The sequence below is a fragment of the Nonomuraea recticatena genome, from assembly GCF_039533245.1.
Lineage (GTDB): Bacteria > Actinomycetota > Actinomycetes > Streptosporangiales > Streptosporangiaceae > Nonomuraea > Nonomuraea roseola.
This window is the reverse complement of the sequence record NZ_BAAATE010000003.1, coordinates 430,428-443,730: the sequence shown is the minus strand read 5'-3', so window position 1 is coordinate 443,730 and position 13,303 is coordinate 430,428. Positions and strand designations below refer to the sequence as shown.

Below are 13,303 nucleotides of genomic sequence, written 5' to 3'. Positions count from 1 at the left end.
CGCCCGGAGACCCTGACCGTCGACCGCGGCGCGCATGTCGCGTGGAGAGTCACCCGCCCGCCATCCGGCGGTCAAACACGGCCGGACTCTTCGCAGGTCAGCGCTGAAACATTCATCAGGTAAAGCTTTCGGCAGACATAAGGCGTTTACCGGCAAATACGGGTTAATGTCGTCCATGCCTGAGGCCCTTCTACGGACCGTCACCGGTCAGATCCGCGCCGACGCGATCACCGGCGCCGTCCTCCCCCATGAGCACCTGCGCTGCGACCTGCGCTGGGCGGTCGGTATCGACTCCGACCCCTACCGCTGGCTCGACGAGGAGCGCACCGTCACCCACGAGCTCCGCGAGCTGCGCCAGTCCGACGATCTCGGTCTCACCGTCGAGCTGTCCTGCATCGGCATGGGCAGGGACGCCACCTCCCTCGCCCGCGTCGCCGCGGGCAGCAGGGTGCCCGTCATCGCCTCGACGGGGCTGTTCACCGAGCCGTTCACCCAGGTCCGCGAGGACGACGTCGACACCCTCACCGCGCGGCTGATGGACGAGATCACCTCGGGCCTGGACGGCACGGGCGTGCTGCCAGGCGTCATCGGCGAGGTCGGCGCCTGGGGTCAGGAGCCGTCGCCGGTGGAGGAGCGCTGCCTGGTCGCCGCCGCCCGCGCCTCCCTGTCCAGCCGCCTGCCCGTCGCCACCCACGGACAGAACGGGCCCGCGCTGCTGGAGATCCTGCTGGGCGAGGGTCTGCCCGGCTCGCGGGTCAGCGTCTCCTTCACCGGCGACGACGTCGCCGTCGCCCGCAAGATCGCCGAGGCCGGGGCGTACGTCAGCCTCTCCTCCGTGGGCCTCGGCGCCCCGCAGGCGGCCAGGGTGGCCATGGAGCTGATCTCCGAGGGGCACGGCGAGCGCCTGCTGCTCGGCAGCGGCGTCTCCCGCGTCGCCCAGCTCCAGAGGTACGGCGGCGCGGGCTACTCCCACGTCTTCCGCACGCTGCTCCCCCTGCTGCGCGAGGGCGGGGTGGAGGAGGAGACGATCCAGGCGATCACCCGGGTGAACCCGATCCGCTGGCTGGCCAACGGCTGACGCGCCCCACCGACACCCCCGCCCGCCGGACCACCCTTCCCGGCGCACCCCTCGCTCGCAGGGCTCCCCCGCCTGCCGGGACCACCCCCTCCCGGCACACCCCCCGCCCCCTCGAGACCCCCTCCCCGCCCCAAGAGCACGCCAGCTCGGACCACGCGGCACACTAAAGGAGGACTTGATTCTTCCGCCGATGGTCAAGCAGAAGTGTGATTCAATTCGACATATCATGTTTCAGGCGGCGGAAGGAGCGGCGTTGTCTCCGGACATGCTGAACGAACCGGTCGGCACGGTCGCCGGAGCAGGCGCGCTGCTCGCGATCCTGAGAGACGGCCAGGCCCGCACGAGGGCCGAGCTCGTCCAGCTCACCGGTCTGGCCAGGTCCACGGTCTCGCAGCGCCTCGACGCCCTGCTCACCCACCAGTGGATCGTGCCCACCGAGGACGCCATCTCCTCCGGCGGCAGGCCCGCCGTGGCGTTCGCGTTCAACAGCTCCGCCCGCGTCGTCCTGTCCGCCGACCTCGGCGCCACCCACGCGAGGGTCGCGGTGACCGACCTGGCCACCACCGTCCTCGCCGAACGCACCTCCGACCTGGCCATCGACAAGGGCCCCGAGCCGACGCTGCAATGGCTCCTCGACACCTTCCTCGAGTTCCTCGACGAGACAGGGCACACCGTCGAGCAGGTGTGCGGCGTGGGCGTGGGCCTTCCGGGGCCCGTCGAGCACGCCTCAGGACGGCCGATCAACCCGCCGATAATGCCCGGCTGGGACGGCTTCCCCGTCCCCAAGTGGCTCGGGGAGCGGCTCGGCGCCGCCGTCCTGGTGGACAACGACGTGAACATCATGGCCCTCGGCGAGCACTGGGCCGCCAGGCCCGAGGCCGACCAGCTGGTGTTCGTCAAGATCGGCACCGGCATAGGGTGCGGCATCATCTCCGACCGCCGACTGCACAGGGGCGCGCAGGGCGCGGCGGGCGACATCGGCCATGTGCGGGTGTCCTCGGCGGCCGACGTGGTGTGCAGGTGCGGCAACACCGGCTGCCTGGAGGCGGTCGCGGGCGGCGCCTCCGTGGCCGCCAAGCTGGCCGCGGCCGGGGTGCCCGCCTCCAACAGCCGCGACGTGGTCAACCTCGTACGGCAGGGCAACACCCAGGCCGTCCAGCTCATCAGGCAGGCGGGGCGCGAGGTCGGCGACGTGCTGGCCTCCATCGTGAACTTCTTCAACCCCGCGGTGATAGTGATCGGCGGCGACATCGCCGAGGCGGGCGAGCACGTGCTGGCGGGGGTCCGCGAGGTCATCTACAGCAGGTCGCTCCCGCTGGCCACCCAGCACCTGAGCATCAGGACCAGTGAGCTGGGCGACAGGGCGGGCGTCGTGGGGGCGGCCGTGATGGTGATCGAGCACGTCCTGGCGCCAGGGACCGTCGACCGCGCCGTCCTGCGCTGAGCGCCCCCCCTTCCTGAGGCGGCACCCCGCCGGTCGGCGAACCGCTCCCCCTGAAAATGGCTAGGATCGGGGCGGAATGGTGACACGGGAACGACGCCCTGTCCGCCGCCTGTGGGAGTCCATGTCCGCGGCGGTGTCCCGTGCTGCCCGCCTGGGCGACATGCCCGCCGTGCTCGTGCTGGTGTGGGCGGGCTGGCTGGCCGTCCCGCTGTCGCTCAGCGGCCTGGCCCAGGCCCGCGCGGCGATCGCGGCGGGACACGAGACCCCGCAGGAGGCCGCGCAGACGGCCGCGGGCCATCGCGCGCAGACCCCGACGTTCACCGCCCCGCCGAAGCCCGGAAGGGGCTGGGTCGGGTTCGCCCACGGCGCCACAGCATCCGACGCCTGGCCAGGCCCCCAGCCCGCGGCCTACGCGGGCGACGGCGGCCTCCCCTGCCTCGCTGCCCGCGCCACCGGCGGGATCTCCGCACCGGCTCCCCACGCCACGGGCGGCTCCGGAGCCCACGTCGCGGGCCCGGCCTGGGGTTCGCCTGGCGCCGGCGAGGCATCCCACGCTGACGGCGCGGCGGTGGCGCGGGAGCTGGCGCGGGAGCGGGCCAGGATCGCCGGCGAGGTCCACGACGCGGCGGGACACGGCTTCTCGACCATCGCGATGCAGGCCGGACTCGCCCTGCTCGTGCTGGAGGAGAGCCCCGAGCAGGCGCGCGAGTCGCTGCGGGCGATCCGCGAGACCAGCCTCGGCGCGCTGGCCCAGCTACGGGCCGCTCTCGATCTCATCGACCCCGGCGAGCCGGTCGCGAGCCGCGACGACCTGCCTGCCCTGATCGACGGCGTGCGGGCGGCGGGGCTGCCCGTCGACATGGAGCCCGGCGAGCCCGCCGTCCCCTCGCACCTGCGCGGCACCGTCTACCGGGTGGTGCGCGAGTCGCTGACGAACGTGATCAGGCACGCGGGGCCGACCAGGGCGCTCGTCAGGGTGGCCGACGACCCCTGCGGGTTCGTGCTGGAGGTGGCCGACCGCGGCGTCGGCGTCACGGAGGCGGGCGAGGGCAGGGGGCTGGCGGGGATGCGCGAGCGGGTGCGGAACGCGGGGGGCCAGTTCACCGCGGGCCCGAGGGACGGCGGCGGCTTCCAGGTGATCGCCCGCTTCCCGCGGGAGACCGCGTGACCTCAGGGACGACCGCATGACCCCGGGCGGGAGGGTGCGGGCGTGGGAGGTGAAGGTGTGATCAGGGTCGGGGTGGCCGACGACCAGGCGGTCGTGCGGATGGGGCTCGGCGCGCTCATCGCCAGGGAGGCCGACCTCAAGCTGGTCGGTGAGGCGGCCGACGGCGGGCAGGCGGTGGCGCTGGTGCGCAGGGAGCGCCCCGACGTCCTGCTGCTCGACATCAGGATGCCCGGCATGGACGGCCTGGAGGTCCTGCGCGCCATCGCGGCCGACCCCTCCCTCCACGGCACCAGGATCGTGGTGGTGACGACGTTCGCCGTGGACGAGTACGTCTTCGCCGCCCTGCAGGCCGGGGCGAGCGGCTTCCTGCTCAAGGACAGCGCCCCCGACGAGCTGGTGAGCGCCATCAGGGTGGTGGCCGCGGGCGAGGCGCTGCTCTCCCCCGCGATCACCCGCAAGGTCATCGGGCTGTTCGGCAGGCACGGCGGCGCGCGGCCCGTGGACGGCGTCGACACCCTGACCCCTCGCGAGAGGGAGCTGGTGGCGTGGGTGGCGACAGGCCGGTCGAACGAGGAGATCGCCAAGGAGCTGGTGATCAGCCGCGACACCGTCCGCACGCACGTCAGCAGGGCCATGGTGAAGCTGCACGCCCGCGACAGGGCGCAGCTGGTGGTCTTCGCCATGCGCGCGGGCCTGGTCCTGCCCTCCTGACCGGAGCCGGCTACCTGAGCAGGCCCTCGTAGGCGCGCTGCTGGAGCTGGGCCTCGATCTGCTTCACCGTCTCCAGGCCCACCCCCACCATGATCAGCACACTCGTCCCCCCGAAGGGGAAGTTCTGCTGCGTGGAGGGGTCGCGCAGCAGCGCGAAGGCCACCAGCGGCACCAGGGCCAGCACACCCAGGTAGAGGGCCCCAGGCGCGGTCAGCCGCGACAGGACGAAGCCCAGGTACTCCGCGGTCGGCCGCCCGGGCCTGATCCCCGGCACGAAACCGCCGTAGCGCTTCATGTTGTCGGCCACCTCCATGGGATTGAAGGTGATCGAGACGTAGAAGTAGGCGAACCCGACGATCAGCAGGGAGTAGCCGAGCATGTAGAGCGGGTGGTCGCCGGCGAGGTACTGGCTGATCCACGGCACCTGGCCGCCGACCAGCGTGGGGATGGAGAGCAGCGACGAGGTGAAGATCACCGGGACGATGCCCGCCTGGTTGACCTTGAGCGGGATGTAGGTGTTGGTCCCTCCGTACATGCGGCGGCCGACCATCCGCTTGGCGTACTGCACGGGCACGCGCCGCTGGGCCTGCTCCATGAAGACCACAGCCGCCACCAGGAACAGGCCGGAGACGAGGATCACCACCGTCGCGAAGGGGCTCATCACGAAGAGGTTGGACATGTAGGAGGGGAAGACGGCGACGACCTGGGTGAGAATCAGGATGGACATGCCGGTGCCGATCCCCTTCTCGGTGATCTTCTCGCCCAGCCACATCACCATGCAGCTCCCCGCCACCAGCACGACCACCAGCACGCTCACCCCGAACAGGCTCGTGTCGTACAGCACCTGCCGCGAACAGCCGGGGAACAGCGCGCCTCCCCGCGCCAGCGCGACCACCGTGGTGGCGTTGAGCACGGCCAGGGCCACGGTGAGGTAGCGGGTGTACTGCGTGATCTTCGCCTGGCCGTTCTGCCCCTCCTTGCGCAGGGCTTCGAGGCGCGGGATGAGCACCGCCATCAGCTGCATGATGATGCTGGCCGTGATGTACGGCATGACCCCCAGCGCGAACACCGACAGCTTCAGCATGGCCCCGCCGCTGAACAGCTGCACCATGTCGACCAGCCCTCCGCGCGCGCCGCCGAGGCACTGCCGGACCGCCGCGGTGTCCACCCCGGGCGACGGCAGGATCTGCCCGAACCTGAACAGCACGATGACGCCCAGCGTGAAGAGCAGCTTCTTGCGCAGTTCCGGGATGCCGAAGGCGCGCACGACCATGGTGAGCATGCGCCGAGTCTGGCCGCGTACGGGCGGCGGGGCGTCCGTCCGTACGCGGCACCGGCGTACGCAGATCCCCGTACGCTCTGACCTTGTGGTTCCTGTGTGGGTGATCAGCGGCCCGCCTGGCGCGGGCAAGTCGACCGTCGCCGCCGCGCTGCTCGGGCGCCTCGACCCGGTCCCCGCGCTGCTCGACAAGGACACCGTCTACGGCGACTTCGTCACCGAGATGCTGAGCGCGTACGGCAGGCCGCAGGGCGAGCGCGAGGGCCCCTGGTACGACGAGCACGTGAAGCGGTACGAGTACGACGGCCTGACCAGGCTGGCCAGGACGATCAGGGGGCACGGCTGCCCCGTCATGCTCGACGGCCCCTTCACCTCCCAGGTGCACTCCGCGACGCTGTGGGAGAGGTGGGTCGAGCAGCTCGGGGGGCCGCCCGTCCACCTGGTGTGGCTCCGCTCCGACGGGCCCACGCTGCGCGAGCGCCTGACAGCCAGGGGCCTTGCCAGGGATGACGGCAAGCTGGCGGCCTTCGACGCCTATCTGAAGGCGATCAGGGTGGACGAGCCGCCGGCCGTACCTCATCTGGAGATCGACAACCGCAGGGGCGCGCCCGACCTGGAGTCGCAGCTCAGGGCGGCGGGTATGCCGCCGCGAACACGGCGGGAAGGCGCGGAACCAGCCGGGTGAAGGCGCCCGACTCGTAGGTGGCGCCCGGCTCGTTGGCCAGCTGCTGCGAGATCACGCCCGCGATCAGGCTCGCGGCCAGCGCGAGGCCCTCCTCGCCCGCCGCGTCGGGATGCACCTCGCCGCGCTCCACCGCCGCGCGGATCAGCGTGGCGAAGTGCCGGTGGATCTCCAGGGCGGGGGCGTAGGCCTCCCGCGAGGGCGTGAAGCCGGGGACGGGCCGCCAGAACAGCAGCTGGGCCAGCACCTGGTGGTCCATGATCCACCGTGCGCCCGCCTCCAGGGAGGCGCCCATCGCGGCCAGGCCCTCGTGTCCGCGCGCGGCCTGCCGTACGGCGTCGAGGTAGCCCTCCTGGCCGATCCTGAACAGCTCGTCGTAGACGGCCGCCCTCGAGGGGAAGTACTTGTACAGCGAAGGCGGCTGGATGCCGAGCCGCCTGGCCACGGTCGCCATGTTCAGCGCCGCGACCCCGTCTGCCGCCATGACCTCCAGCGCGATGCCGAGGATCTCCTCCTGCGTCTCGGCCCTTCGACGAGCCCTGCGATCTGACATAAGCTAATACTAGTAGCCAAAGCTATTGGGAGTGGCTAATGGACATCGTTCTCGCCGGACTTCGACAGAACAACCTCAAGAACGTCTCCCTCCGCCTGCCCAAGGAGCGGCTGACCGTCTTCACCGGCGTGTCGGGCTCGGGGAAGTCGTCAGTCGTCTTCGGCACTGTCGCCACCGAGGCGCAGCGGCAGATGAACGCCACCTACGGCGCCTTCATCAGGAACAGGCTGCCCAAGTTCGAGCGCCCGCTCGCCGAACGGCTGGCCCACCTGACCCCCGCGGTCGTCATCGACCAGAAGCGGGTGGGCGGCGGCGCCCGCTCGACCGTCGGCACCATGACCGAGATCCATCCCATCCTGCGCGTGCTGTTCTCCAGGTACGGCACGCCGTCGGCGGGCCCCGCGACCGCCTACTCCTTCAACGACCCCCAGGGCATGTGCCCCGAGTGCCACGGCCTGGGCAGGGCCGTGGCGCTCGACCTCGACCTGGCGATCGACAGGACGCTCTCGATCAACGAGGGCGCGATCAGGGTCTTCCCCGTCGGCTCCTACGCCTGGCGCCTGTACGCGGACTCCGGCCTGTTCGACCTGGACAAGCCGGTCGGCGAGTTCACCGAGCGGGAGTGGCGCCTGCTCCTGCACGGCGAGAAGTTCAAGCTGGAGCGCGGCACCTACGAAGGCGTGGTGGACCGCTTCAACCGCCTGCACCTCAAGCGCGACACCGAGGCGACCAGGCGAATGATCACCGAGGGCCCCTGCTCGGCCTGCGCGGGCGCGCGGCTCAACGCCGCGGCGCTCGCCTCGCGGATCGATGGGCTCAACCTCGCCGACCACTGCGCCATGGAGGTCAGCGACCTGGCCGAGACGCTCAGGGGGCTGGGCAACGGCGTCGCCGAGCCCGCGATCGAGGCGCTGAACAGGATCGAGGCGATCGGGCTCGGCTATCTCAGCCTCGACAGGGCCACCAGCTCGCTGTCGGGCGGCGAGGCGCAGCGGCTGAAGACCGTGCGGCAGCTGGGCTCGTCGCTGTCGGGGCTGACCTACATCTTCGACGAGCCGAGCGCCGGCCTGCACCCCCGCGACGTGCACATGCTCGGCGAGCTGCTGCTCGAACTGCGCGACGCGGGCAACACGGTGATCGTCGTCGAGCACGACCGCGACATCATCGCCATGGCCGACCACGTCGTCGACATGGGCCCGGGGGCTGGCGCGGGCGGAGGCGAGGTGGTCTTCGAGGGCACGGTGGCCGGGCTGAGCAGGTCGCGGACGCTCACCGGCCGCATGCTCAGGCGGATCACGGGCCTGAAGCCCGAGCTCCGCGAGCCGAAGGGCTGGCTGCCCATCGAGGGAGCGTCGCTGCACAACCTCAAGAAGGTGAGCGTCAGGGTGCCGCTCGGCGTGCTCACGGCGGTGACGGGGGTGGCGGGCTCGGGCAAGAGCACGCTCATGACGTACGCCGAGGGCATCGCGATAGATCAGTCGGCGATCGGCGGCTCCATCCGCTCCACCCCCGCCACCTACCTCGACGTCATGGACAGGATCCGCAGGCTCTTCGCCCAGGCGAACGGCGTGGACGCGAGCCTGTTCAGCTTCAACGCGGCTGGCGCCTGCCCCGCGTGCGGGGGGCGGGGCACGATCACGACGGATCTGGCGTTCATGGACCCGGTGACCACCGTCTGCGACACGTGCGAGGGCCGCCGCTACAGCTCCGAGGCGCTCTCGCACCGCTACGAGGGGCGGACGATCGCCGACGTGCTGGCCATGACCGCCGACGAGGCGCACGAGCTGTTCGGGCTCGAGGGGCTGGCGACGCTCGGCGAGCTCGGCCTCGGCTACCTGACGCTGGGCCAGCCGCTCACCACGCTGTCGGGCGGTGAGCGGCAGCGGCTGAAGCTGGCCCACCGGCTGCGTGAGAGCGGCCACGTCTATGTCTTCGACGAGCCGACGACAGGGCTGCACATGGCCGACGTCGACACGATGATGGCGCTGCTCGACCGCCTCGTCGACACGGGCAACACCGTCATCGTGGTGGAGCACGAGCTCGAGGTGGTCAAGCGCGCCGACTGGGTGATCGACATGGGGCCCGAGGCAGGCCGGCACGGCGGCGAGGTGGTCTTCGAGGGCACGCCTGCGCAGCTGGTCCACGCCTCCACGCACACCGCCAAGCACCTGGCTAGGTCTCTCGAAGGTCGGTGATCGCCATGTGGCCCGGCAGGTGGCCGATGGCGTACTCGACGCCGGAGGCCATCACGGCCTGCTGCGGGGTGACGCCGCAGGCCCAGAACAGGGGCACCTCGCCCGGCCGTACGGGGACGGGGTCGCCGAAGTCGGGACGCGACAGGTCGCCGATGCCGATCGCGGCGGGGTCGCCCACGTGCACCGGCGCGCCGTGCACCCGGGGGTAGCGGCCGCTGACCTCGATCGCGGTGGCCACCAGCGCCTCGGGCACCGGCCGCATCGAGACCACGAGCGGGCCGTGGAGCACCCCCGCGGGAGCGCAGGCCACGGCGGTGCGGTACATCGGCACGTTGACGCCCAGCTCGACGTGGCGCACGGGGACGCCCGCCCTCGCGAGCGCCGCCTCGAAGGTGAAGCTGCAGCCGATCAGGAAGGGGACGAGGTCGGCGCGCCAGTGCTCGACGACCTCGTCGAGGTCGGCGACCGGTCTGCCCTCGCGGTAGACGCGGTAGCCGGGCAGGTCGGTGCGCAGGTCGCCGTCGAAGATCGCGGTGCTGGTGGCTCCCGGTTCGCCGACGTCGAGCACGGGACAGGCCTGCGGGTTGCGCTCGGCGAACAGCTTGAGGTCGCCTGCCAGGCTCTCGGGGACCGCGATCAGGTTGGCCTGGGTCCAGCCGTCGCACCACCCCGCTGTCGGTCTGCGCTCCCCCGCCCTGAAGCGGCGCCGGGCCTGGTCGGGGGTCAAGGCACTCAGGGGGTCTGCCATGACCCCACGTTACGCCCGGCCTGCCGCCTTCTGGCTCCTGCGAGAGATCGAGTCGATGACCACCGCGGCCAGCAGCACCGCGCCGGTGACCATGAACTGGATGGAGTTGCTGACACCCTGCAACGCCATCCCTGAGGCGATCGACTGGATGACCAGCATGCCCAGCAGCGCCGAGTACGTGGTGCCGCGCCCGCCGAACAGCGAGGTGCCGCCGATCACCGCCGCCGCGATCGCCATCAGCAGCACGTTGCTCTGCCCCGTCGCCTGGCTGGCGCTGGAGATGCGGGAGGCGGCGAAGATGCCGCCGACCGCCGCGAACGAGCCCGAGATGACGAAGACCGAGATCCTGATGAACGGCACGTTGATGCCGGCCCGCCTGGCGGCCTCGATGTTGCCGCCGACCGCGAAGATGCTGCGCCCGTACCTGGTACGGCGCAGCACGAAGTCGGTGCCGACGACGACCACCAGGAAGATCAGCAGCGCGAGCGGGAGCCCCTGGTAGAGGTTGAGGATGTAGGCCGCGCCGAAGGCCACCACCGCGAGCACGACTGTGCGGAAGACGATGTCGCCCGTCGTCCTGTACGGGATCCCCGCCGCGCGGCGCCTGTTGTTGCCGATGAGCGACACCGCGAGGAAGCCCGCCACGCCCAGCGCCGCCAGGCCGTAGGCGGCGATCACGTAGATGAAGTAGGTGCTGGTCAGGCCGGCGACGAAGCCGTCGCTCGGCAGGTTGATGGTGCCGTTGGGCCCGAGGACCCACAGCTGGAAGCCGGTCCAGGCGAGAAAGCCCGCCAGCGTGACCACGAAGGAGGGCACCCCGATCTTGGCGAAGAAGAAGCCGTGGATCAGGCCGAGCACGGCGCCGACGGCGACGGCCAGCAGGATGGCCAGACCCGGGCTCATGCCCATGTTGACGTTGAGCACGGCCAGGACCGCCGCGCAGGCGCCGCTGACCGCGCCCGCCGCCAGGTCGATCTCCCCCAGCAGCAGCACGAACACGATGCCCACCGAGATCAACCCGGTCGGGACGATGTCGACGCTGAGGTTGGACAGGTTCTGCGCGGAAAGGAACTGGCTGTTCAGGCTCTGGAAGACGAGCCAGATGACGATCAGGCCGATGACCACCGGCAGCGGGCCGAGCTCGCCGCCCTTCACCTTCCGCCTGAACTCGCCCAGGTATCCAGTGAGACCCTGTTCGCTGACCACCAGCCGCGGGTCGACCGGGGATTCACTCACTGAGCCTCCTGCTCCTGCGGGACGCGGCGTTGTCGGTGGCGCCGGTGATCGCCGAGATGATCTCTTCCTGGGTGGTGGTCCTCGCGTCGAAGACCCCGTTGTTACGGCCGAGCCTGAGCACCGCGATGCGGTCGGCCACGGCCTTGACGTCGACCATGTTGTGGCTGATCAGGATGACGCCGTGCCCCTGGCCGCGCAGCCGTTCGACCAGGTCGAGGACCTGCGCGGTCTGCTCGACGCCGAGCGCGGCGGTCGGCTCGTCCAGCAGCACGATCTTGGGGTCGCCCAGCAGCGAGCGGGAGATGGCCACCGTCTGCCGCTGGCCTCCCGACAGCGACGCCACGGGGATCCGCACGCTGGGAATCTTGATCGACAGGGTCTCCAGCAGGTCCCGCGAGCGCTTCTCCATCGCGACCTCGTCGAGGACGCCCATCGTCGTCATCTCGTTGCCGAGGTAGAGGTTGCCGACCACGTCGAGGTTGTCGCAGAGCGCGAGGTCCTGGTAGACGGTCGCGATGCCGAGAGCCTGGGCGTCGGAGGGGGTGGCGATCGTGGCCTGCCTGCCCTCCCACATGATGCGGCCCTCGTCGGGAGGGCCCACCCCCGCGATCACCTTGATCAGCGTGGACTTGCCCGCGCCGTTGTCGCCGACCAGCGCCACGACCTCGCCCGCGTCGACCTCGAGCTCGACGTCCGTCAGCGCCTGGACGGCGCCGAACCGCTTGGAGATGCGCTCAAGGGCGAGGACCGGAGCCATCTCAGGAGATCCCAGCCGCTACGCAGGCCGGCTTCACTGCCGCGGTGCAGATCTCCTCGACCTTCCAGAACCCGTCCTTGATCACGGTGTCCTTGATGTTCTCCTTGGTGACCACGATCGGCGCGATGATCTGCGCGGGGATCGCGGAGTTGGCGCCGTTGTCGACGGTGGTGGTGCCGGTGACGCCCTGCCCCGTGGCCAGGCTGATCGCCAGTTGGGCGGCGTTCTTGGCCTCGGGCCTGATCGGCTTGTAGATCGTCATCGTCTGGGTGCCGAGCAGGATCCGCTGGATCGCGGCGAGCTCGGCGTCCTGGCCGGTCAGGGGGGTGCCCTTCTTGACGCCCGCGTTCTGCATGGCCCTGGCGATGCCGCCCGCCATGCCGTCGTTGGCCGCGTACACGCCGATCACCTTGTCGGCCCCCAGCGCGGTGAAGGCGCCCGCGGCCTCGGTGTTGGCCTGGTCGGGGCTCCAGTCAGGGGTGTCGTACTCCTTGCCGATCGTGACCTGGCCGTCGAGCACCGAGTGGGCGCCCTTCTTGAAGTCGGCGGCGTTCGGGTCGGTGGGCGAGCCGTTGACCATGACGACGGGGCCGCGCTTGGGGTCGCCCCCCGCCTTGATCGCGTCCAGCAGCGCCTGTCCCTGCGCCTTGCCGACCTGCAGGTTGTCGAAGGAGGTGTAGGCGTCCACGGGACCGCCCGCCAGCCGGTCGTAGGCGACCACCTTCGCGCCCTGGCTCTTGGCCTTGGCGACCGAGGAGGCGATGGCCTTGGCGTCCACCGCGTCGAGGATCAGGATCTTCACCCCGTTGGTCAGCATCGAGTCGACCTGTTGCTGCTGCTGGTTGGGATCCTGGTTGGCGTTGTTGTAGACGACCTCGCACTTGGGGCACTGGGCCTTGATGTCGGCGGTGATGTACGGCCTGTCGAACTTCTCGTACCTGGCCGTCTTCGACTCGGGCAGCAACAGGCCGATCTTGAAGCCCTCGGCGATCGAGCCGATGGCGTTCGGGCTGGCGGTGCCGCCCCTGGCGCCGCCTGTCTGGCCGGACTGTCCCGCCGTGCCGCAGCCGGCCAGCAGCCCCACAATGGCCAGCACACCGCCGATGACCTGTGCTTTCACCGCGTGCCCCCTGAATTGCCGTGTCAGGAGTGGCGGTACCCTCCCCTTTGGCAGGGGCGTGCGCACTTGTCACATTTTTGCCAGGTGATGCGGTGATTTTCCGGGGTAGCGAGCCGCATCGCGGGCGTGAACCTCTACGCGCTCGCGCTGGTCATGGAGGCCCTGCTGGGCTGGCCGCTGCCATCCTCTACAAGCGGGCTTTTCCTGGTCTACGGGGTGATCCTGATCGTGGCGGGGGTGTTCGGCACCCCCGTCAACCTCTGGACGGGCATCTCCATGGCGGTCGTGGGCGGCGTCTTCCTCGTGTGGTCCCGCATCCGGCCCATCTGACC

At 70.8% G+C, this 13,303-nt stretch carries 13 protein-coding genes; 7 read left to right on the top strand and 6 right to left on the bottom strand.

From position 1 onward, the window contains the following. The first annotated feature begins 175 nt into the window (after positions 1-175). The 4 genes from ABFX50_RS08370 (at position 176) to ABFX50_RS08355 (ending at position 4,401) form a co-directional block, all read left to right on the top strand. Positions 176-1,078: a phosphotriesterase family protein gene (locus ABFX50_RS08370; RefSeq protein WP_346144715.1), complete on the top strand. Its 903-nt coding sequence runs from the start codon at positions 176-178 to the stop codon at positions 1,076-1,078. A 265-nt stretch (positions 1,079-1,343) separates the two neighbouring features. Further along, the gene (locus ABFX50_RS08365) at positions 1,344-2,522 is read left to right on the top strand and encodes an ROK family protein (protein ID WP_346144714.1); all 1,179 of its coding nucleotides are present in this window, start codon (positions 1,344-1,346) and stop codon (positions 2,520-2,522) included. A 121-nt stretch (positions 2,523-2,643) separates the two neighbouring features. After that, complete coding sequence (locus tag ABFX50_RS08360) at positions 2,644-3,690, top strand: sensor histidine kinase (protein WP_346144712.1); 1,047 nt, start codon at positions 2,644-2,646, stop codon at positions 3,688-3,690. Positions 3,691-3,732: 42 nt separating this feature from the next. Then, a complete protein-coding gene (locus ABFX50_RS08355) occupies positions 3,733-4,401 on the top strand; it encodes a response regulator (RefSeq protein ID WP_346144710.1) in 669 nt (222 codons plus the stop codon). Between the two features lie 10 nt (positions 4,402-4,411). Here the strand turns inward: ABFX50_RS08355 and secY are convergent, their stop codons facing one another. After that, positions 4,412-5,683, bottom strand: a complete 1,272-nt coding sequence (gene secY / locus ABFX50_RS08350; RefSeq protein WP_346144708.1) for a preprotein translocase subunit SecY — start codon at positions 5,681-5,683, stop codon at positions 4,412-4,414. Positions 5,684-5,768: 85 nt separating this feature from the next. Between secY and ABFX50_RS08345 the strand changes: the two genes are divergently transcribed. Then, on the top strand, positions 5,769-6,365 hold the full coding sequence (locus ABFX50_RS08345) for a P-loop nucleotide/nucleoside kinase family protein (RefSeq protein ID WP_346144706.1): 597 nt from the start codon (positions 5,769-5,771) through the stop codon (positions 6,363-6,365). On the opposite strand, the gene ABFX50_RS08340 is transcribed toward ABFX50_RS08345, so the two are convergent. Then, the gene (locus ABFX50_RS08340) at positions 6,307-6,915 is read right to left on the bottom strand and encodes a TetR/AcrR family transcriptional regulator (protein WP_346131014.1); all 609 of its coding nucleotides are present in this window, start codon (positions 6,913-6,915) and stop codon (positions 6,307-6,309) included. The two genes, ABFX50_RS08345 and ABFX50_RS08340, sit on opposite strands and share 59 nt — an antisense overlap. A gap of 38 nt (positions 6,916-6,953) precedes the next feature. On the opposite strand from ABFX50_RS08340, the gene ABFX50_RS08335 reads away from it, so the two are divergent. Further along, on the top strand, positions 6,954-9,110 hold the full coding sequence (locus ABFX50_RS08335) for an ATP-binding cassette domain-containing protein (RefSeq protein WP_346144704.1): 2,157 nt from the start codon (positions 6,954-6,956) through the stop codon (positions 9,108-9,110). On the opposite strand, the gene ABFX50_RS08330 is transcribed toward ABFX50_RS08335, so the two are convergent. Genes ABFX50_RS08330 through ABFX50_RS08315 form a run of 4 tightly spaced genes read right to left on the bottom strand, consistent with a single transcriptional unit; the run spans position 9,088 to position 12,971 of the window. Beyond that, positions 9,088-9,858 carry a putative hydro-lyase gene (locus ABFX50_RS08330; RefSeq protein WP_346144702.1) on the bottom strand — a complete coding sequence of 257 codons (771 nt, stop codon included), beginning with the start codon at positions 9,856-9,858 and terminating at the stop codon, positions 9,088-9,090. The genes ABFX50_RS08335 and ABFX50_RS08330 overlap by 23 nt on opposite strands. A 9-nt stretch (positions 9,859-9,867) precedes the next feature. After that, positions 9,868-11,094 carry a sugar ABC transporter permease gene (locus ABFX50_RS08325; protein ID WP_183658381.1) on the bottom strand — a complete coding sequence of 409 codons (1,227 nt, stop codon included), beginning with the start codon at positions 11,092-11,094 and terminating at the stop codon, positions 9,868-9,870. Beyond that, positions 11,087-11,851 (bottom strand): ATP-binding cassette domain-containing protein, encoded by a 765-nt coding sequence (locus ABFX50_RS08320; RefSeq protein WP_346144700.1) that lies wholly within the window; start codon positions 11,849-11,851, stop codon positions 11,087-11,089. Before ABFX50_RS08320 ends, ABFX50_RS08325 begins: the two co-directional genes overlap by 8 nt. 1 nt (position 11,852) lies before the next feature. Further along, on the bottom strand, positions 11,853-12,971 hold the full coding sequence (locus ABFX50_RS08315) for a sugar ABC transporter substrate-binding protein (protein WP_346144698.1): 1,119 nt from the start codon (positions 12,969-12,971) through the stop codon (positions 11,853-11,855). A 126-nt stretch (positions 12,972-13,097) separates the two neighbouring features. Between ABFX50_RS08315 and ABFX50_RS08310 the strand changes: the two genes are divergently transcribed. Further along, the gene (locus ABFX50_RS08310) at positions 13,098-13,301 is read left to right on the top strand and encodes a hypothetical protein (RefSeq protein WP_346144697.1); all 204 of its coding nucleotides are present in this window, start codon (positions 13,098-13,100) and stop codon (positions 13,299-13,301) included. The last annotated feature ends 2 nt before the right edge of the window (positions 13,302-13,303 follow it).

Bases quoted from the DNA above. Each gene is read 5' to 3' on its own strand.
- ABFX50_RS08320 (WP_346144700.1), bottom strand. From the start codon at position 11,851: ATGGCTCCGGTCCTCGCCCTTGAGCGCATCTCCAAGCGGTTCGGCGCC.
- ABFX50_RS08330 (WP_346144702.1), bottom strand. From the start codon at position 9,858: ATGGCAGACCCCCTGAGTGCCTTGACCCCCGACCAGGCCCGGCGCCGC.
- secY (WP_346144708.1), bottom strand. From the start codon at position 5,683: ATGCTCACCATGGTCGTGCGCGCCTTCGGCATCCCGGAACTGCGCAAG.
- ABFX50_RS08370 (WP_346144715.1), top strand. From the start codon at position 176: ATGCCTGAGGCCCTTCTACGGACCGTCACCGGTCAGATCCGCGCCGAC.
- ABFX50_RS08360 (WP_346144712.1), top strand. From the start codon at position 2,644: ATGTCCGCGGCGGTGTCCCGTGCTGCCCGCCTGGGCGACATGCCCGCC.
- ABFX50_RS08335 (WP_346144704.1), top strand. From the start codon at position 6,954: ATGGACATCGTTCTCGCCGGACTTCGACAGAACAACCTCAAGAACGTC.
- ABFX50_RS08365 (WP_346144714.1), top strand. From the start codon at position 1,344: ATGCTGAACGAACCGGTCGGCACGGTCGCCGGAGCAGGCGCGCTGCTC.
- ABFX50_RS08340 (WP_346131014.1), bottom strand. From the start codon at position 6,915: ATGTCAGATCGCAGGGCTCGTCGAAGGGCCGAGACGCAGGAGGAGATC.